The organism is Aequorivita lipolytica, assembly GCF_007997135.1.
Classification (GTDB): Bacteria; Bacteroidota; Bacteroidia; order Flavobacteriales; family Flavobacteriaceae; genus Aequorivita; species Aequorivita lipolytica.
Map to the genome: position 1 here is coordinate 136,134 of NZ_VORU01000004.1, position 18,708 is coordinate 154,841.

17 protein-coding genes are annotated in these 18,708 nt (G+C 38.6%); 16 read left to right on the forward strand and 1 reads right to left on the reverse strand.

Going from position 1 to position 18,708, the window contains the following annotated elements; genetic code table 11:
• Positions 1 to 6: 6 nt before the first annotated feature.
• The 7 genes from ESV24_RS06810 (at position 7) to ESV24_RS06840 (ending at position 7,544) form a co-directional block, all read left to right on the forward strand.
• Positions 7 to 1,818 (forward strand): hypothetical protein, encoded by a 1,812-nt coding sequence (locus ESV24_RS06810; RefSeq protein ID WP_111815638.1) that lies wholly within the window; start codon positions 7 to 9, stop codon positions 1,816 to 1,818.
• Positions 1,819 to 2,049: 231 nt separating this feature from the next.
• Positions 2,050 to 2,493: a c-type cytochrome gene (locus ESV24_RS06815; RefSeq protein ID WP_111815639.1), complete on the forward strand. Its 444-nt coding sequence runs from the start codon at positions 2,050 to 2,052 to the stop codon at positions 2,491 to 2,493.
• A 107-nt stretch (positions 2,494 to 2,600) separates the two neighbouring features.
• Positions 2,601 to 3,950 carry a cbb3-type cytochrome c oxidase subunit I gene (locus tag ESV24_RS06820; protein ID WP_111815640.1) on the forward strand — a complete coding sequence of 450 codons (1,350 nt, stop codon included), beginning with the start codon at positions 2,601 to 2,603 and terminating at the stop codon, positions 3,948 to 3,950.
• A 166-nt stretch (positions 3,951 to 4,116) separates the two neighbouring features.
• A complete protein-coding gene (locus ESV24_RS06825) occupies positions 4,117 to 4,941 on the forward strand; it encodes a CbbQ/NirQ/NorQ/GpvN family protein (protein ID WP_111815641.1) in 825 nt (274 codons plus the stop codon).
• A 9-nt stretch (positions 4,942 to 4,950) separates the two neighbouring features.
• Entirely contained in the window at positions 4,951 to 6,720 is a 1,770-nt protein-coding gene (locus ESV24_RS06830) for a nitric oxide reductase activation protein NorD (protein WP_111815642.1), read from the forward strand.
• 2 nt (positions 6,721 to 6,722) lie between these two features.
• Complete coding sequence (locus ESV24_RS06835; protein ID WP_111815643.1) at positions 6,723 to 7,307, forward strand: cytochrome c oxidase subunit 3; 585 nt, start codon at positions 6,723 to 6,725, stop codon at positions 7,305 to 7,307.
• A gap of 3 nt (positions 7,308 to 7,310) precedes the next feature.
• Positions 7,311 to 7,544, forward strand: coding sequence for a cytochrome C oxidase subunit IV family protein (locus ESV24_RS06840; RefSeq protein WP_111815644.1), 234 nt, complete (start codon positions 7,311 to 7,313; stop codon positions 7,542 to 7,544).
• Between the two features lie 33 nt (positions 7,545 to 7,577).
• On the opposite strand, the gene ESV24_RS06845 is transcribed toward ESV24_RS06840, so the two are convergent.
• Positions 7,578 to 9,632, reverse strand: a complete 2,055-nt coding sequence (locus tag ESV24_RS06845) for an acetate--CoA ligase family protein (protein ID WP_111815645.1) — start codon at positions 9,630 to 9,632, stop codon at positions 7,578 to 7,580.
• Between the two features lie 151 nt (positions 9,633 to 9,783).
• Here ESV24_RS06845 and ESV24_RS06850 point away from each other — a divergent pair, with 151 nt between their 5' ends.
• The 9 genes from ESV24_RS06850 (at position 9,784) to ric (ending at position 18,666) form a co-directional block, all read left to right on the forward strand.
• Positions 9,784 to 10,215 (forward strand): c-type cytochrome, encoded by a 432-nt coding sequence (locus ESV24_RS06850; protein WP_111815646.1) that lies wholly within the window; start codon positions 9,784 to 9,786, stop codon positions 10,213 to 10,215.
• Positions 10,205 to 11,530 (forward strand): cbb3-type cytochrome c oxidase subunit I, encoded by a 1,326-nt coding sequence (locus tag ESV24_RS06855; RefSeq protein ID WP_111815647.1) that lies wholly within the window; start codon positions 10,205 to 10,207, stop codon positions 11,528 to 11,530. Before ESV24_RS06850 ends, ESV24_RS06855 begins: the two co-directional genes overlap by 11 nt.
• Positions 11,531 to 11,533: 3 nt before the next feature.
• Positions 11,534 to 12,460 carry a quinolinate synthase NadA gene (nadA, locus tag ESV24_RS06860; protein ID WP_111815648.1) on the forward strand — a complete coding sequence of 309 codons (927 nt, stop codon included), beginning with the start codon at positions 11,534 to 11,536 and terminating at the stop codon, positions 12,458 to 12,460.
• Positions 12,460 to 14,634 carry an L-aspartate oxidase gene (nadB, locus tag ESV24_RS06865; RefSeq protein WP_111815649.1) on the forward strand — a complete coding sequence of 725 codons (2,175 nt, stop codon included), beginning with the start codon at positions 12,460 to 12,462 and terminating at the stop codon, positions 14,632 to 14,634. The genes nadA and nadB overlap by 1 nt, the downstream gene beginning before the upstream one ends.
• A gap of 98 nt (positions 14,635 to 14,732) precedes the next feature.
• Complete coding sequence (locus ESV24_RS06870) at positions 14,733 to 15,284, forward strand: transposase (RefSeq protein WP_111815650.1); 552 nt, start codon at positions 14,733 to 14,735, stop codon at positions 15,282 to 15,284.
• 87 nt (positions 15,285 to 15,371) lie between these two features.
• The gene (locus tag ESV24_RS06875; protein WP_111815651.1) at positions 15,372 to 16,640 is read left to right on the forward strand and encodes an acetyl-CoA hydrolase/transferase family protein; all 1,269 of its coding nucleotides are present in this window, start codon (positions 15,372 to 15,374) and stop codon (positions 16,638 to 16,640) included.
• Between the two features lie 111 nt (positions 16,641 to 16,751).
• Positions 16,752 to 17,180, forward strand: a complete 429-nt coding sequence (locus ESV24_RS06880; RefSeq protein WP_111815652.1) for an RrF2 family transcriptional regulator — start codon at positions 16,752 to 16,754, stop codon at positions 17,178 to 17,180.
• A 123-nt stretch (positions 17,181 to 17,303) separates the two neighbouring features.
• On the forward strand, positions 17,304 to 17,771 hold the full coding sequence (locus ESV24_RS06885) for a hemerythrin domain-containing protein (RefSeq protein ID WP_111815653.1): 468 nt from the start codon (positions 17,304 to 17,306) through the stop codon (positions 17,769 to 17,771).
• A gap of 172 nt (positions 17,772 to 17,943) precedes the next feature.
• Positions 17,944 to 18,666, forward strand: a complete 723-nt coding sequence (gene ric, locus ESV24_RS06890) for an iron-sulfur cluster repair di-iron protein (protein ID WP_111815654.1) — start codon at positions 17,944 to 17,946, stop codon at positions 18,664 to 18,666.
• Positions 18,667 to 18,708: the final 42 nt, after the last annotated feature.

The following is an 18,708-nucleotide window of genomic DNA, read 5'->3' on the forward strand; positions in this document are numbered from 1 at the left end:
TTTTAGATGCAAACTACCAGTCCGCATACCTTTCATATTCCTGTGATGGGAATAGCTTACACTATTGATACTCCCATAAAAGTTGCTTGTTTCGGCATCAATGCTGCAATTTCAGTTATTGAAGATAATATTTTGGAAGTAATGCGAAAGTATTACTATCAACAAAATAACGAAACCTACGTTGCAATAACAGTAAAAGAGCTTGATTATAGAGCCCGCCGAATTACCGATTACCTGAACTTGATGCAGCGCATTGTTAATTCCAAAATGGAAAAACTTAAAGCTTCAGCGTTTGAAACTGGATCTGACCTAATTAAGTATTTTGAAATGCTTCCAGACACAAGTGCGTTGAAGGAAAAATATCACGAATTGCTTTTTGCATCAAACCCTGAAAAAAAGACATTATTAGAAAATTTTCTACTCAAGCTCGTGGTACCGGGTGCTATTGAGGTAAATATAATGACCAAAGTAGATAAAGACAATCTGGACAAAAACAAGGATTTGATAGAGAATGGTTCTGATGCGTTGACGGCACTAAAAGGATATGCCAAGAGTGAACTAACCAATTCTTCCCTCATTTTTTCTGCAGGTATGAATCCGCGTCTTTACAACTATATGGAAAACTTTTCAGCCTTTGATGCATATCAATGGGGTTGTTTTCAAAAAAAAGTGATTATTAAGGTAAGCGATTACCGTTCGGCATTAATACAAGGGAAATATTTAGCGAAAAAAGGAATTTGGGTAAGTGAGTTCCGTATAGAATCTGGACTTAATTGTGGCGGGCATGTTTTTGCCACCCAAGGTTTGCTAATGGGGCCAATACTTCAAGAGTTTAAGGAGAAAAAGCAGGAACTTCAGGATAGTCTTTTTGAATTATACAATCCAGCAATTATAGCTAAAGGAAAGCCAAGTTTTTCCCAAGCCCACCCAATTAAAATTACATTTCAGGGCGGTATTGGAACTAGTGAGGAAGATAGCCTGTTGCGTGAATTTTATAAAGTGGATGGCACCGGTTGGGGTACGCCATTTTTACTGTGTCCAGAAGCTACAACTGTAGATGAAAACACCCTTGAACTCCTTCGCCAATCTAAAGAAAATGATGTGGTTCGCAGCAAAGCATCGCCTTTGGGTGTTCAGTTTAACTATTTAAAAGGTACCACTGCAGAAAAAGAACGTCTTGACCGAATAGCCAAAGATAAACCCGGCAGCCCATGTACCGAAAAACTATTGGTCTCAAACACAGAGTTTACCAAAGAGCCAATTTGTACAGCGTCAAGTAAATACCAAAAATTGAAACTGCAGCAACTGGACACTTTAAATCTTCCCATAAAAGAATTGGAACAGCAGCGCGAGGATGTCTTGAGCAAAGAGTGTCTCTGTATTGGTCTAAGCAATGCGGCGGCCATTAATTATGACGTTCCGTTTATTAAAAAACTACCCGCTGTTACTATTTGCCCTGGGCCAAACATTGTCAATTTTTCAAAAATTACCAGTTTGCGCGAAATGACAGACCATATTTACGGGAGGAAAAATGCTATGCTAGAAAATGATAGACCCGCAATGTTTGTTGCCGAACTGCGTCTTTATATTGATTTTCTGAAAAAAGAAATTGAACAGACTAACCAACCATCCCCTCGCGACATTAAAAATTGGGAGAATTTTTGTAAGAATCTGTTAGAGGGTATTGAGCATTATCGGCAGTCGTTACCAGCTTATCTTTTGTTGAACATAATTCAATTTAAAAAAGATTTATTACAGGCGGAGAGTGAAATCTTCAGTCTTCAGAAAACAAATTTTCCTTTGGAAATCTCTATTTAAGAGGATTTAAACATAGTCTATTTCAACAATACTTCTTCTATTGATAAGAATTATAAAAATTCTTATCAACTATGTCTTCAATGTTGCAACTTGAAAAAGATAGAAATCGAATTTATTTTTTAACAAAAGTTTCTGAATTATGATAATAATCATATTTCATAAAACGCTCAAATACGTCCTTTGTATTAAGATTAAAAAGTCTTAATATCTTTTAACTTAACACTAACCAATATGCTATCCAAACAACAAGCTCGGGCTTTTTTCCTAGTTGGAACGCTCGTTACATTCCTTATTTTTATTGGTCTTACTATCTATTCTTTTAGTGATGACCAGGATCAAACTAACTATGAAAACATTACCGCCCAAGTGGTTCGTGGTAAAGTTATCTGGGAAGAAAACAACTGTATGGGTTGCCACACCATTTTAGGTGAAGGCGCTTATTACGCACCAGAACTTACAAAAGTAGTTGAACGCCGCGGTGAAGGCTACATAAAAGCGGTACTTATGACGCCCGTTCCTTGGGCACCAAACGACCGAAAAATGGTTGCCTACGGTTTTTCTGAAGAAGAAGCTCTTGACGTCATCGAATTCTTTAAATGGATAGGCGAGATAGATCTAAATGGCTTCGAACGTGTTGTTTCTCCATTGTCAAAAGGTGAAAAATCACTCAACTAAACTAACCCAAAACCATATTTATGAAATGCCCTTTCCTAAGTTTCAACCAACCGAAGATGTTTAATTAGGGCATTCCATTTCCTTCAATAATCAAATATTTTATAAACATGAAATACAAATCTCAAAAAGTAGCCTATTGGTTTTTCGCTCTCTCAATGCTACTGCTAGTTTTACAACTTACTTACGGATTTATTATGGGTTTCGCGCGCATCGGTATGGATGGACTGCACGAATTTATACCTTTTAACACAGCACGTGCTGTTCATACCAATCTACTTGTGGTTTGGTTGCTCTCCGGTTTTATGGGCGCAGCTTACTACATTATTCCCGAAGAAGCCCAACGCGAACTTGTAAGCGTTAAGCTGGCGTATGTTCAGCTTATTTCCCTTGCATTGGTAGGCGTTCTCGCTGTTGTGGGTTTTCACTTTAACATTTGGGAAGGACGTAAATTTTTAGAAATACCTCGCCAACTTGACTACTTGGTGGTTTTAAATGTTTTACTGTTTTTAGCGCTCATACTTATAACGCTTTTCAAAGGAAAACGAAAAACCACAACAGCATTAGTGCTTTCTATGGGACTCTTGTTTGCGGCGCTTTTATACCTTCCAGGAATGTTACCTTTTGACAGCCAAGTAACGGACAGTTTTTTCCGTTGGTGGGTTGTTCACCTTTGGGTTGAAGGCGTTTGGGAACTTATTATGGGTGGTATCCTCTCTTTCTTACTTATAAAACTAACAGGTGTAGATCGTGAGGTTATTGAAAAATGGCTATATGTAATTGTTGGTCTTACCTTCCTTTCCGGAGTGCTTGGTACGGGTCACCATTACTATTATATTGGTGTTAATAAAATCTGGCTTATTGTAGGTGGAATTTTCTCCGCTTTGGAGCCTTTAGCGTTCCTTGCAATGGCGCTATTCGCAGTAAATATGTATCGCAAAGGCGAAAAGAAACACCCAAACAAAATTGCGCTGTTTTGGACGCTTGGCGCAGCTATTGTATCTTTCGTGGGCGCTGGTCTTTTAGGTTTTGCACACACACTGCCACAAACTAACCTTTACACGCACGGAACATTAGTTACTGCAATGCACGGTCACTTGGCTTTTTGGGGTGCTTATGCTATGATTGTTTTGGCAATTATAAGCTATAGTCTTCCAAATATGACGGGACGTAAATTTTACGACGGCGTACGCGGTCGACTGGCTTTTTGGACCGCAAATATCGGGATGATCGGGATGACTATTGCTTTTGGAGTGGCAGGCGTAGCTCAGGTTTATTTGGAACGAAAGTTTAAAATGGATTTTATGGAGGTACAAAAAGAAATCAGCATACACTTTGTGGTGCTTATTCTTTGTGCCAGCCTTTTCGCCTTCGGAATTTTAACCTATATATACGATTTTTACAAACACGGTCTCCCAACAGATGAAGCCTTGGAAACCAATGATAACGAATTTTTATAAATAATTAAAAAAGGCCTGAATTCGGTTACGCTCTTATACCTGAAAACCCGGGAAGTTTAATCTTTTGTTTTGTCTTTTTTATGGGCAAAATTTAGACAGCTTCCCAACAAGAACCGCTTTTCGGGCCTTTTATTTCTTCCGTATTTGGAAATTAAATTGAATAATTATGGAAACAACAGACACAATAAATATAAAACCAAAAACGAAGATTTCTTCCGAAGAAATACCTTTCTATAAACCAATAGATCGCGAGGTTGAAGTTTTTCAGCACGCCTTTAAAAACAGACTACCAATGTTGCTGAAAGGTCCCACAGGAACTGGAAAGACAAGGTTTGTAGAATTTATGGCGCATCAGTTTGAGCAATCAATTATAACTGTTTCCTGCCACGAAGAAACCTCTTCCACAGACCTTATTGGTCGCTACATCATTAAAGGCGCAGAAACCATTTGGGTGGATGGCCCGTTGACCAATGCCGTGAAGGAAGGCGCAATTCTTTATTTAGACGAAATAGCCGAAGCCCGCCCAGATGTGGTAGTTGCAATACATTCACTTACAGATCATAGAAAGGAACTTTACATAGATAAACTTGGGATTACTGTAAAAGCACACCCAGATTTTATGCTAGTTGCATCCTTCAATCCTGGTTACCAAAAAGGTTTTAAAGAACTGAAACCTTCTACCCGCCAACGTTTTGTAGCACTTTCATTCAAATATCCAGAACCTAAAATTGAAACGGAAATTGTACAAACTGAAACAGGTTTGGACAAAGACACTTCAAAAAAATTGGTGAACATTGCCAACAAAATCAGGAATCTTACTGAATTGGGACTTACCGAAACCGTTTCTACCCGTTTGCTGGTTGATGCAGCAATGCTCATAAATAGTGGTCTTCCGAAGCGTCTTTCCGTTAAAGTGGCGATAGTAGAACCTTTGACCGACGATCTTGAAATTACCCAAGCACTGACTGATTTGTGCGATTTGATGATTTAAGCCAAAGCTATGTTCGAACCCGATGAATTTATCTTTGCCAAGGTTGCAAAATTCCTAAAACACCGAAAAAAAAGTGCGAAGGAAGCAATTGCGCACACTGTAAAATTGAGCGAAATAAAACCTCGACTCACATTGGTGGCTCGTGCTGTTACAGGCCAACCCATCGAAATATTTGAGGCGGAGCAGGAGGGCGGTTACAAAAACAACGCTTTCTTTTTACCCGAGCGTTTCTCAGGCTTTGATACTTCAGAAAAAAATCTTGGATTCTTCATATTTAGAACACTTTACCTTTCAATCCAGAAAAGTTTTCAACTTAATTATGAATTGGGAGAGGAGCATACTTTGGAAGAAGCGCGACACATTTCCGAAGAAAATTCTGAAAAAATATTGAAGGAAATCTTTAGTCAATTCCCCGGAACTGAAGTAATTTATACAGAACTACGACTTCTTTTTTCAGAAAAAGCTACTGAAAAAAAACCTGCGGATTATTCTTTTATTTATGGGAAATGGATGGAAAATTCGCCCGAAACGCCGAAGAAGAAAGTACTTCAAAATATTTCAGAAAAAGTGAAATCTGCCATTGAAGAAGAGATAAACACCATTTTGAAAGCCAATGCGGTGGAAGAAATAAAATCTATTGCAGTCGATAAAAAAGCGCAGGAAGATTATATGCTTACCCACAATTTTGAAAAAGCCGAAACCGCCGAAGAGTGGGAGGGCGGCTGGCGCGATTTTGATGGCGATGATGAACTGGACGACCACGCAAATGCGCTTGAAGATTTGAATATGAAACAGACCGTGCGGGTGGACGACCCCACACATTCCATCTATCAAGCAGAATTTATTGAAAACACAACAATTTCAGAAAGTGCCGAAATTGCGATTACCGGCCACCATATTTTTTACGATGAATGGGATTATTCCAAACGAGTTTACAAACCAGATTTCTGTAAAGTTTTTCCGCAAACACAGACCGAAACCGATTCTGATTATTATAAGAATACGTTACGTGAACACGCTTCCACTTTAATGGGATTGCGGAAAATGCTCACTTCTGTTAACAATAAATATCAGCAGCAACGCAGACAATTGCAAGGCGAAGAGTTTGATCTCGATGCACTGACGGATTTATATGTGGACGTCCACTCGGGGCACACGCCTTCGGAAAATATCTATCTTTCAAAACGAAAAAAAGAAAAAGACCTTTCCATTTTGATGCTTTTAGATAGCAGTCTTTCCAGTGATGGTTATGCGGCGGACAATCGGGTAATAGATGTTGAAAAACAGGTTTCCATCATTTTTGGGGAAATTTTGGATGAATTCAATGTTGATTTTTCCATTGCCGGTTTCTATTCAAAAACCCGCAACCACAGCACTTATTTAACTTTAAAAGATTTTGATGAACCGTGGCAAAAGGCGAAACACAAAGTTGGCGCGTTGCAGCCCTGCGGTTATACGCGAATTGGTACTGCCTTAAGACATTCGGGAGCTTTGCTGGATAAACGCAATACCAAAAATAAATGGGTAATCCTTATTTCTGACGGGAAACCCAACGATTACGATAAATACGAAGGCAAATATGGCATCAACGATGTAAAACAAGCCCTTCGCGAATTGAACCAGCGGAACATAAATTCATATGCATTAGCAATAGAAGCGCAGGCAAAATATTACTTGCCGCAAATGTTTGGGCAGAACCATTTCCAGATTTTGACCACGCCTGTGGAATTGCTGCAATCACTGGTAAAACTGTACGATAAAATAAAACACCAAAGCTGAAAATGGACAATACAGTAAAAATAGATTACAAAAATATTTTCTATCCGCCAGGCGGGATTTTAATGTGGATCATTATTTATTTAGAATTGGTAACCTTTGGCATCGCCTTGGTTTTTATGGCTTTGAACGCTAGAGCCGAACCTGAGGTTTTTCACGAATCGCGTTTACTTCTCAATACGGGGTTTGGGGCTATAAATACGGTTTTCCTACTTAGTAGCGGTTGGTGTATGGCGCAATCTGTACATTTTTTGAAAGCTGGAAATTTCAGTAAAAGCAAATTGTTTTTAATGTTTACTGTTTTTGGAGGCTTCCTCTTTCTAGCGCTCAAAAGTTTTGAATATTACGAAAAAGTAGAAGCAGGACTTACCGTGGGCTACAATTCATTTTTTGGTTATTACTGGATGCTCACACTTTTCCACGTGATTCACGTGATTGTTGGGATTGTAATTTTAGCTGTTTTAGGAAGAACCCTCAGCAAAAAACCCGAAACCTTAAAGGTAGAAGATTACGAATCGGGTGCTGCTTTTTGGCATATGTGCGATTTAATTTGGCTACTGCTCTTCCCTATAATTTATTTACTTTTTTAAAAAATGGAACGCACTTTCAACATCACTTGGCTCATTTTAATAGTACTCACAATCATTACCGCGGTTTTTGCGAATATTGGCAGCGCCTACGTTACAAGTATTATTTTGGGATTGTCTTTCTTGAAAATTATAGGCGTAGCTTTTTTCTTTATGGAACTTAAAAAAGCGAATGCTTTTTGGAAGGTGCTGCTAGTTGCTTTTGTGGCGTTGTTGCTTATTGTTGTTTGGGCGGTTTGAAGGGTTGTCGTCATTGATGTTCTCTCATTATTATCACCCAATCCGCACCCGCGCATCCACCGCCGTAATTGCCCGTTGTGTGCCAATTAATGGATTGAGATCCATTTCGGTTATTTCTGGAGCAGCTTCCACCAAAGCAGAAAGTCGTTGGATAATTTCCACAAACTGGTTTTCGTCCACACCCTCTTGGCCTCTCGCGCCTTGAATGAGTTTGTAGCCGCGGAGCGATTGCACCATTTTCTGTGCTTCATCTTTTGAAATAGGGCTTAAACCAGCAGCAACATCATTCAGTACTTCAATAAAAATTCCGCCCAAACCACAAAGAATGGTATGGTTAAAACCGGGTTCTTTTGTTACGCCCACAAACAGTTCCAGCCCCGCCAATTGTGGTTGCACCATTACCGCCGTTGCGGAATCTATTTTCATCAGCAAATCGAAGGTTTCCGAAACTTCTTCTTTGGAAGTAATATTCAGCACCACACCTTTAGCATCGCTTTTGTGAAGCGGTCCCACAACTTTCATCACCACGGGAAAATCCATAGAACCCATTTTGGAATGTATTGCTTCCTTCGAATTTTCCACTATTTCTATAACACGCGGAATTCCTGCAGCGTCCAGCAACTTTTCAGTTTGTGCAGCATTGAGATAGCCTTCGGAAGCATTTTCAATAATGGAACGTATTTTTTCAATGTCTATTTTCGGCAGTGAAATCTCTTCCGAAATAGGTTCCGGAGTATTGAAAACTTGTGAAAGTGCTTTTCCCAAAACAACTTCATCGGGAAAATTGATATGTCCTTTTCTCAAAAAGGATTGGATCTCGCGTTGTGCGTTCACCACGGAAGGTAGCACTGGAAAAATTGGTTTTTTGCAAATTTCCAATTTCACGCTCAAAACGTTATAAACGTTTTCAACATCAAAAAGCCCGGGACTACCAAAAACTACGGCCATCGCATCAATATTTTCAAATTTATGTTCGCAGTAATCAATGATAATGCCCAATTGCTCTGCAGTTCCCGTTGCCAAAAAATCTATTGGATTGCTAACTGAAGACCCGGGATAGAGAAACGATTTCAGTTTTTCGGCATCGGGACCAGAGATTTCAGGAACCTTTAAGCCTCCTTTTGAAAGCTCATCCGCCAGCATCACCGCTGAACCTCCGGCGTGGGTAATGATTGCGATGTTTTTCCCCTCTAATTTTTTATAGTTAAAAATGGAAGCTACGCTCAACAGTTCCTCGCGGCTACTGCAATAAACTATTCCCGCTTTGTTGAAAAGCGCGCGCACCGTCATATCGCTACTCGCGATCGCACCAGTGTGCGAAGTTGCGGCACGGCTGCCTTCCGCAGTACTTCCAGCTTTGATGGCTGCGATTTTAGCCCCTTTTTTAATAAGAGACGAAGCGTGTTTTAAAAGTTTTTTGGGGTTGGAAATAGTTTCTAAATAAAGCAGTTTTATCAGCGGATCGGTTTCCAAATTGAAATGATTGTCCATATATTCCAAAATATCCTCAACACTTGTCTGCGCACCATTTCCGACAGAGAATACATTTGCAAAGGAAACTCCCAGCGCCATTCCCGCTTCCATAATAAAAACCGCCGTAGCGCCAGAACCCGAAATAAGATCGCAACCCTGCGGATTGAATTTTGGAACTGGAGCTGTAAAAACACCCTTATAGTTTTCGGTAATAACGCCAATGCAGTTTGGGCCAATCAAGCATCCGCCAACGCCCTCAACTGTTTGTGCGATTTCCTGTTCCAATTGTTTCCCGGTTTCGCCCGCTTCACCAAAACCTGCCGAAATAATTATGAAAGCTTTAGTGTTTTTTTCTTCGGCTAAAATTTTTATGGTTCCAGCACAATATTTGGCGGGAATAGCGAGAATAGCCAGCTCTGTTTGAGAGATTTCTTTTACTTCAGAATAACTTTTAATACCCTGAACTTTTTCTTCTTTTGGATTTACAACGCTTAGCTCGCCTTTAAAACTGCCGGAAATAATATTTTTCAACATATTGCCTCCAGGTTTTTTGGTGTCGTTGGAGGCACCTATTATTACTATACTTTTTGGTTTTAGCAGTTGTTTGTTGATCATATTTTTGAAAATGAAATCGAAATCGAAATCGAAACCGAAAGGATTTTTAGAAGAACGAAAATAAAAGATACTTTTATCTTATAAACTGATATAAGTCATATATTGAGCAATAGTGAAGCGGTATTTTTATCGGCAATTATGGTATTTCGAAATGTCCAATAATTCAAGACCTTACCTTTTTGTAATTGCAATTTTGCTTGCCCTTTTTGGCTTTTATAACTATGTAGTTTACAATACCGATGGCTATGTGGCCGTCGAAAAACTATCCCCTGCGGCAGTGAATGGTCAACAATTGTTTCAAAGCAATCGTTGTTGGTCCTGTCATCAATTGTATGGTTCGGGTGGTTATCTTGGCCCAGATTTAACCAACATTTATTCTGCAGAAGGCAAAGGTCCAAATTATATAAAAGCGTTTTTGAATAGCGGCGTAAAAAGTATGCCACAGTTTAATTTTTCAGAAGAGGAAAAAGATGCTTTGGTGGAATATCTTAAACGGGTTGATGAAACAGGAATCTATCCCAACTACGACGCCGAAATTGAAGCCACTGGTTGGGTGAAAATAAAGTACAAGAATGAAAAGTAAAGCTCCAATTTATTTTCTTCTTTTTGCGATGACTGCATTGTTTCTAGGAATGTTCTTCGGGATGACGGCCTCGTTTCAATATTTAATGCCCGAATTTTTAAAAGAAAACATTCCGTTTTCAAAACTGCGTCCGTTTCACGTTACCTCGGTTATTTCGTGGATTGTGCTCTGCGCAACAGGAAGCATCTATTTTTTCCTCACGTATGTTGAAAAATTCAAACTCTTTTCGCCTTTGTTGGTAAAAATTCATTTTATCATTTTCCTTTTAACGGGTGTTGCCATCTACTTTTCGTTTGCGTTCGATTATACTGAAGGAAGGGAATACTTCGCTTTTGCGCCAGTTTTGATGGTTCCTATTTTAATTGGTTGGGTTTTATTTGGAATAAATTATTTTAAAACAATTTATAAAAATGTAAAAGGCTGGCCTGTATATTACTGGATGTGGGGCACGGGAATCGTTTTTATGTGTTATCATTTAATGGAAGCACACTTCTGGCTGTTCGATTTTTTTAGGTTGAATTTCATCAAAGATTTTTCTGTGCAGTGGAAATCAACTGGCTCGTTTACAGGTTCGTGGAATATGCTAGTTTATGGAATTTCCATTTATTTGATGTCCAAAATAAAAAAGGACAGCAACGTTGCAACAAATAAAGTTGCGTTTTTCTTCTACTTTTTGGGACTTACAAATTTAATGTTCGGGTGGGCGCATCACACCTATTTGTTGCCCACACAACCTTGGATTCGTTATGTGGCTTACGGAATTAGTATGACGGAGTGGATAGTTTTGACTTCAATCATTTACAACTGGAAACGCTCCGTTTTAAAAGTTGAAAAAGAAAACCACCCAATGGCATATCGGTTTTTGCTAGCCACGGATTTGTGGATTTTTATAAATATCATTCTTGCATTATTGTTTTCTATTCCCGCCATCAATTTCTTTACACACGGCACGCATATTACGGTGGCACATTCTATGGGAACTACCATTGGTATTAACACAACCATTTTATTTTCTGCCTTATTTTTTATTGTTCATCAGCTTTATCCGAACTTTGAAACAGATAGAAAATGGGTGAAAAGAGGCTTTGTTTCATTCACTATTTCACTGTTTATATTTTTTGTTTCCCTCATAATTGCGGGAGCTAAAAGAAGCTATTGGATGTACGTTTCAAAAGATGGATCGTTTTCTGAAATGCAGGATGCACTCATTCCGTATTACATTTCGTTTTTCATTTTTGGGATTGCAATTTTCGTTTCACTTTCTATTGTTGCATTTCCTTTATTCAAAGCATTTCTTCAAAAAATTAAACCATAAAAGATGGATTTACATCAAAAAATAACTAAACTGAAAAAGCAAAAAAACGCCGTAATTCTCGCACATTATTATCAAGTGCCCGAAATTCAGGAAGTGGCAGATTATGTGGGCGACAGTTTGGGTCTTTCACAAAAAGCGGCCGAAACCGATGCAGAAATAATTGTATTTGCAGGCGTTCATTTTATGGCCGAAACCGCCAAAATATTGAACCCCAACAAAAAGGTTTTGCTGCCAGATTTGATGGCGGGTTGTTCCTTGGCAGATTCCTGTCCGCCGGATGCTTTTAAAAAATTAGTTGACGCTCATCCGGATCATACGGTGATTACCTACGTTAATTGTTCTGCGGAAGTAAAAGCTTTAAGCGATATTATTTGTACTTCTTCCAACGCCGAAAAAATCGTGAATTCCGTTCCGAAAGACGTGCCGATTATTTTTGCACCCGATAAAAACCTGGGAAAATATATTCAGAAAAAAACTGGAAGAGAAATGCTGCTTTGGGACGGTGCGTGCATCGTGCACGAAGCATTTTCAATAGATAAACTTTTGAAATTGTACAAAGAGCATCCCGGTTCTAAAATAATTGCGCATCCCGAAAGTGAAAGCCATATTTTGGAAACTGCCACCTATGTTGGTTCAACGGCGGGAATGATTGATTATGTGAAAAAACATCCTTCGGAAAAATTTATAGTTGCGACCGAAGCAGGAATTCTTCATAAAATGCAACAGGAAGTACCACAAGCCGTATTGATTCCTGCCCCCGCGGAAGAAGATAATACTTGTGCTTGCAGTGAATGTGCGTTTATGAAAATGAACACTTTGCAAAAACTTTATGATTGTTTGTTGAACGAAACCCCACAGATAGAGGTTTCTGAAGAAATACGAAAAAAAGCAATTCTGCCTATTCAACGAATGCTGGAATTATCAAAATAATGATGGAAACCAATTTTTTAATTATCGGTTCTGGAGCTGCGGGTTTAACACTCGCTGTGAAACTTGCTGAGAAATTTCCAAAGAAAAAAATAACAGTTGTAACCAAAGCCCATCAGTCGGAATCGAACACCAAATACGCCCAAGGAGGCGTGGCGGCGGTTTTCGATCTAAAAGAAGATTCCTTTCAAAAACACATTGAAGATACCCTGCTTGCTGGCGACGGTCTTTGCGACAAAACCGTCGTGGAAATGGTAATAAAAGACGGCCCAAAAAGACTGAGAGAATTGATGGAATGGGGCGCTCACTTTGACACCGATGTTGATGGTGAACTCAATTTGGGCAGGGAAGGGGGCCATTCCGAATTTAGGGTAATCCATCATAAAGATACCACAGGCAACGAAATTGAGCGTGCTCTTTTGGCCCGTGTAAACCATTTAAAAAATATCACATTGCTCCCGCATCATTTTGCGATAGATTTAATTACCGAGCATCATTTGCCCACTAGCAAAAGTGAAGAAATCTCGTGTTACGGGGCGTATGTTTTGGACCAGATTTCGGGAAGTATTTTTACCATTAAAGCAGATTGCACCACGCTCGCTTCGGGCGGAATGGGGCAAGTTTACGGCCACACCACCAATCCCGCAGTTGCCACAGGCGACGGTATTGCAATGGCGTATCGTGCAAAAGCTCGAATTGAAAATATGGAGTTTATCCAGTTTCATCCCACGGCATTTTACGATGGAAACAATGGCGCTTCCTTTTTAATTTCTGAGGCTGTACGTGGGTTTGGGGCTTTTCTTCGGAACAAAAATGGCCAGCGATTTATGTTTCAATACGATGAGCGAGGTGAATTGGCTTCACGAGATATTGTTTCACGCGCCATAGATTCCGAAATGAAAAAATCTGGCGATGACTGCGTTTTTTTGGATTGCACACATTTAGATATTGATGAATTCAAACAACATTTTCCAAACATATATGAAACCTGTTTACAGAAAAATATTAACGTTGCGAAAGATTGGATTCCAGTAGTTCCGGCAGCGCATTATTTGTGCGGTGGCGTGGTTGTAGATATTAATGGCAAAACTTCATTGAAAAATCTTTTTGCCTGCGGCGAATGTTCGCATACAGGTTTGCACGGCGCGAATCGCTTGGCTTCAAATTCATTGTTAGAGGCTTTAGTTTATGCAGATCGAATTTTTAAATATATAAGTAAGAACCTACCTTTACGAACGACTACCACTATTCCCGAGTGGGATGACAACGGCACGGTTATGTTTCAGGGTTCGGAGATTCTTCAGCAGAAAACAATGGAACTGCAGCATTTAATGCGAAGATTTGCAGGCGTTGTTCGCAATAATAATGATTTAAAGAAAGCTTCCCTTCAACTTGAAAAATTATATTTCGAAATGGAAGCATTATATCAAAAACATAAATTGAATACGGCGCTTTCCCAGCTTCGGAATATGGTAAATGTGGCGCATTTGATAATTCAACAATCCTTAAAACGAAAAGAAAATCGTGGCGGATTTTATAACGAAGTTTACAATAAAGAAAATTTTAAAAAGAATAAAATGAAAAATTTAATAGAGAACTCGGTCAAAAAAGCAATGGACTATACCCAGTACAACTTGTTTTTCAAACAATTGGCGGAAGAGGGCAGAACCACCAGTGAGCAAACGCAAGAAAAGATTGATTATACAAAATTGAACTTCAGCCGCACGAAACGATTGGACAAAACTGCTGAAATTTCAGAGGAAAGCATTGAAGTTTTTAAAAATATTTCTGAAAAACAAACGTGGCTTGTAATCAGCGAACCTTGGTGTGGCGATGCTGCACAAACACTTCCGTTTTTGAATAAGATTGCCCAGTTTTCAGAAAACATCGATTTAAAAATTGTTCTTCGCGATGACAACACTGAGTTGATGAATCAGTTTTTAACCAATGGTTCGCAATCCATTCCTGTAGTAATTATGCTTGATGAAAATTTAAATGTGCTTCAAACTTTCGGTCCGCGTTCCAAAGCTGCCACAAAGTTGGTGACGGATTACAAAACCCAACACGGAAAAATTAACGATGCCTTTAAAGAACTTTTGCAGGTTTGGTATAATGAGGATAAAGGTGTTTCTATTGTGAATGATATATTGGAGACGGTAGAAATTACATTGAATTAAGCACAAAACAATTAATATCACGGTAGAGACGCGATGCATCGCGTCTCTATGACGAATTCAAATTTAATGCGTATTTTCCGTATTAATTTGACAATAAAATGTCTGATAAATTCAGAAACAAATATCGCATTTCATCCACCCGTTTACAGAATTGGGACTACGGATGGAATGCAACGTATTTTATAACAATTTGCACCAAAAATAGAATCTGTTTTTTCGGTAATGTGGATGCGTCATCCATTCCCAAAATGCAATTAAACGAAATCGGTATTATTGTAAAAATGGAATGGCAAAAAACATTTGAAATTCGGCCAGATATGAATTTGGAAATGGGCGAATTTGTTGTAATGCCAAATCATTTTCATGCAATTATCGGGATTGGACGTAACCAATATAATTCCGTTGATGGTATTGATATAAATAATACAACGGGAAACAAATTTGGGCCGCAATCGAAAAATTTGGCATCAATAATACGTGGTTTTAAATCGGCCGTAACAATTAATGCCCGAATAATCAATCCCGATTTTGGGTGGCAATCGCGATATCACGACCATATAATCCGCAATCAAAATTCTTTTCAGAGAATTCAATCATATATTATCAATAATCCAATAAAATGGAAAATTGATACATTTTATAAAAAATGATTTTCCAATCGTCAAATTTTTTAAAATCTGACTAATATCATTTCAAATTCCAACACGATTTCCAACCTTTGCACAAAAATTAAAATTATGCAAATCGTTTCTGCCGAAGAGGCCGTATCTATAGTAAAATCAAATAACCGCGTATTTTTTCAAGGCGCTGCAATGACGCCCAATTTATTGATAGACACTTTGTGTGAAAGATATCGCGAACTGAAAAATGTTGAAATAATTCAAATCCACACCCACGGCGATGCCAAATATATTCAAGCTCCATACACTGATGCCTTTCATCTTGCAAGTTGTTTTGTGGGCGATAACGTTCGCAAAGGCGTAAATACAATCCACGGCGATTATATTCCAGTTTTTTTAAGCGAAATCCATTGGCTTTTTAGAAGAAATATTCTTCCGCTGGATGTTGCTTTTATTCAAGTTTCTACTCCAGACAAACACGGTTATTGCTCGTTGGGTGTTTCGGTTGATGTTACTTTGCCTGCCATCCAAACTGCAAAACGTGTTGTTGCACTTATAAATCCAAATGTTCCTAGAACCCACGGTGATGGCATTATTCATATAAAAAATATAGACTTTGGAGTAAATATAAACACGCCAATCTATGCCTCCGTAATTGGAGAGCCGTCTGAAGTTGAGGCTACCATAGGAAGAAATGTTGCTGAATTGGTAGAAGATGGCGCAACGTTGCAAATGGGCATTGGTAACATTCCAAATGCCGTGCTTCACAATTTGCATAACCATAAACGATTGGGAATCCACACAGAAATGTTCAGCGACGGGATACTTCCTTTAGTTGAAAAAGGAATTATTACCGGTGAGGATAAAGAAATAAAGACTGGCAAAATAGTTACTTGTTTCGCAATGGGAACTAAGAAGTTATATGATTTTATTGATGATAATCCTATAGTACATTTCAAGGAAGCCGCTTACACAAATGATACTGCCATTATTCGCCGCAATCCAAAAGTAACTGCCATAAACAGTGCCATTGAGATAGATTTAACAGGCCAGGTTTGTGCTGATAGTATCGGGATGTACCAATATTCTGGCGTTGGAGGACAAATGGATTTTATTCGCGGCGCTTCACTTTCAGAAGGAGGGAAACCCATTATTGCAATGCCATCTATTACGAATAAAGGCATTTCTAAAATCACGCCGTTTTTGAAAGAAGGAGCTAGTGTAACCACAACTAGAGCACACGTTCATTACGTTGCAACCGAATTTGGCGTTGTAAATCTCTTTGGGAAGGGTTTGGAACAACGTGCAAAAGCGCTTATATCCATCGCACATCCCGATCATCGTGAAGCGTTGGAACGGGAGGCGCATCGAAGATTTAATGGTTAGACTTATCAATTAGTTAAGGTTCTATTTATTGTTGAGGTTGCAGGATATTTTTAGGATGGATTTATCCTTGAATAAAATTGCATTACTTACTTTTGAAAAAAATAATAGTTTATGTTTTCAAAAGCCTGTGAATATGGTATTAGGGCAGTTCTGTTTATTGCGAAGCAATCTCAAAAAGATCTGCGCCCCAATATTACAGAAATAGCCAAAGCAGTAGACTCTCCCGAACCATTTACGGCAAAAGTTTGTCAACAACTTGCACGGGCGGGAATAATTCTATCCAGAAAGGGCCCCCGTGGCGGGTTTTACTTAGAAAAGAATTCAACCTTAAAACTTGCCGATATTGTTGCCACTATTGATGGAGACCAAATTTTTACGGGTTGCGGTCTTGGGCTGCGCAAGTGTTCGTCAGCACATCCTTGCCCGGTTCACGATCAGTTTATGGTTGTAAGAAATGGATTGAAAGATATGTGCGAAAACACACTCGTGATGGATCTAGCCAATAACTTAGAAGAAGGCGAAACATTTTTGAAACTGTAATCCTAAACATTACGTGAAAAATGGCGGATGAGGCAAAATGGCATGCTTCAAAAAATAGCCGAGATTTCTTAATTAAGAAATTAACTGAAAATGCGTTAATTTCAGTTTAAAATACAATTAACAATGGAAAAGAAAAAACCTATAAAACGCCATCTAGCATTGCAGCCATTAAGCAGACAACATCATTTTGGACTGCTATTTAGTTGGAAACTGCGCAAGGGTTTTAGTAAAAATATTGCTACGGATAGACTTCAAAAGTATGCAGCTTGGTTTTTTGAAGAAGAAATAAAACCGCACTTCGAAGCCGAAGAAAAATATGTTTTCCCTATTTTAGATAAAGAAAATGAATTGGTTATTCGTGTCTTAAAAGAGCATAGACGTTTAGAGCGCCTTTTTAAAGATACTGAAAATCCAGAGAAATCGTTGAGCCATTTAGAGGAAGAGCTCGATGCCCACATACGTTTTGAGGAACGTATTCTTTTTAATGAAATCCAAAAGGTGGCAACCGCCGAGCAGCTTGAAAAAATTACTGAAATCCACATAGAAAAAGAAGCTCAGGCCGTATATCACGATCCATTCTGGGAGAATTGATTATTTCTATTTTTTAACACACACATTGCCGTTTTACAATTTATTTTTCTATAAAACCTTTCATCAATAATTATTTCAGATAAAATTATCTTTTTATGATTTGAGTCATATTTCGTCTCTCTATTTCTGCTGATATTTGCATTATTAAATTTTCATTAAAACCTTAAAAATCATGACAACACTTCAAGAACGCACCGTAGCCGATGTAGTTACAGAAAACATAAAAGCCGCCCACATTTTCAAAAAGCACGGAATAGACTTTTGCTGCGGCGGTGGAATAAGTATTAAAAAAGCTTGCGAAAAAGCAAAGATAGATCCATCAATTTTAGAGGCAGAACTTTTAAGTCTTGATGTTATACAAGATCGCGCCTATAATTTCAATAGTTGGAAGCTAGATTTTTTAACAGACCATATCATAAACGTGCATCATACTTACGTGGAAGAAAGCAGCCCATTGCTTTTGCAATATTCTAAACGTGTCAATCACGTTCACGGGCACCACTATACTGAACTTGCAGAAATAGAGACTTTGGTAACCAAGGTTGTTCAAGAGCTGGCTTCACATATGAAGAAGGAAGAACTGATACTTTTCCCTTTTATCAAAAAATTAGTAAAAGCGGAACGTGAAGGAGAAGAAGTTCCTGCAATCCATTTTGGAACTGTTGAAAACCCTATAAAAATGATGGAAGCCGAACACGAAGAAGCTGGCGAACTATTACGTAGAATTTCAGAACTGAGTAGCAATTACACGCCCCCACAAGGAGCTTGCAATACCTATCGTGCATTTTATGCTAAGCTTGACGAATTTGAGCAGGATTTACATCAACACGTGCATTTGGAAAATAATATCCTCTTCCCCAAAGCATTGGCTTTAGAGAAGAAATTGAAAAATTAGTTAAACTGAATCAAATTTATCCCCGGCCCCAAATCGAAGATT

Bases quoted from the DNA above. Each gene is read 5' to 3' on its own strand.
- ESV24_RS06880 (WP_111815652.1), top strand. From the start codon at position 16,752: ATGTTTTCAAAAGCCTGTGAATATGGTATTAGGGCAGTTCTGTTTATT.
- ESV24_RS06820 (WP_111815640.1), top strand. From the start codon at position 2,601: ATGAAATACAAATCTCAAAAAGTAGCCTATTGGTTTTTCGCTCTCTCA.
- nadA (WP_111815648.1), top strand. From the start codon at position 11,534: ATGGATTTACATCAAAAAATAACTAAACTGAAAAAGCAAAAAAACGCC.
- ESV24_RS06835 (WP_111815643.1), top strand. From the start codon at position 6,723: ATGGACAATACAGTAAAAATAGATTACAAAAATATTTTCTATCCGCCA.
- nadB (WP_111815649.1), top strand. From the start codon at position 12,460: ATGATGGAAACCAATTTTTTAATTATCGGTTCTGGAGCTGCGGGTTTA.
- ESV24_RS06870 (WP_111815650.1), top strand. From the start codon at position 14,733: ATGTCTGATAAATTCAGAAACAAATATCGCATTTCATCCACCCGTTTA.
- ESV24_RS06830 (WP_111815642.1), top strand. From the start codon at position 4,951: ATGTTCGAACCCGATGAATTTATCTTTGCCAAGGTTGCAAAATTCCTA.
- ESV24_RS06840 (WP_111815644.1), top strand. From the start codon at position 7,311: ATGGAACGCACTTTCAACATCACTTGGCTCATTTTAATAGTACTCACA.
- ESV24_RS06810 (WP_111815638.1), top strand. From the start codon at position 7: ATGCAAACTACCAGTCCGCATACCTTTCATATTCCTGTGATGGGAATA.
- ESV24_RS06850 (WP_111815646.1), top strand. From the start codon at position 9,784: ATGTCCAATAATTCAAGACCTTACCTTTTTGTAATTGCAATTTTGCTT.
- ESV24_RS06825 (WP_111815641.1), top strand. From the start codon at position 4,117: ATGGAAACAACAGACACAATAAATATAAAACCAAAAACGAAGATTTCT.
- ESV24_RS06875 (WP_111815651.1), top strand. From the start codon at position 15,372: ATGCAAATCGTTTCTGCCGAAGAGGCCGTATCTATAGTAAAATCAAAT.
- ESV24_RS06845 (WP_111815645.1), bottom strand. From the start codon at position 9,632: ATGATCAACAAACAACTGCTAAAACCAAAAAGTATAGTAATAATAGGT.
- ESV24_RS06885 (WP_111815653.1), top strand. From the start codon at position 17,304: ATGGAAAAGAAAAAACCTATAAAACGCCATCTAGCATTGCAGCCATTA.
- ESV24_RS06815 (WP_111815639.1), top strand. From the start codon at position 2,050: ATGCTATCCAAACAACAAGCTCGGGCTTTTTTCCTAGTTGGAACGCTC.
- ESV24_RS06855 (WP_111815647.1), top strand. From the start codon at position 10,205: ATGAAAAGTAAAGCTCCAATTTATTTTCTTCTTTTTGCGATGACTGCA.
- ric (WP_111815654.1), top strand. From the start codon at position 17,944: ATGACAACACTTCAAGAACGCACCGTAGCCGATGTAGTTACAGAAAAC.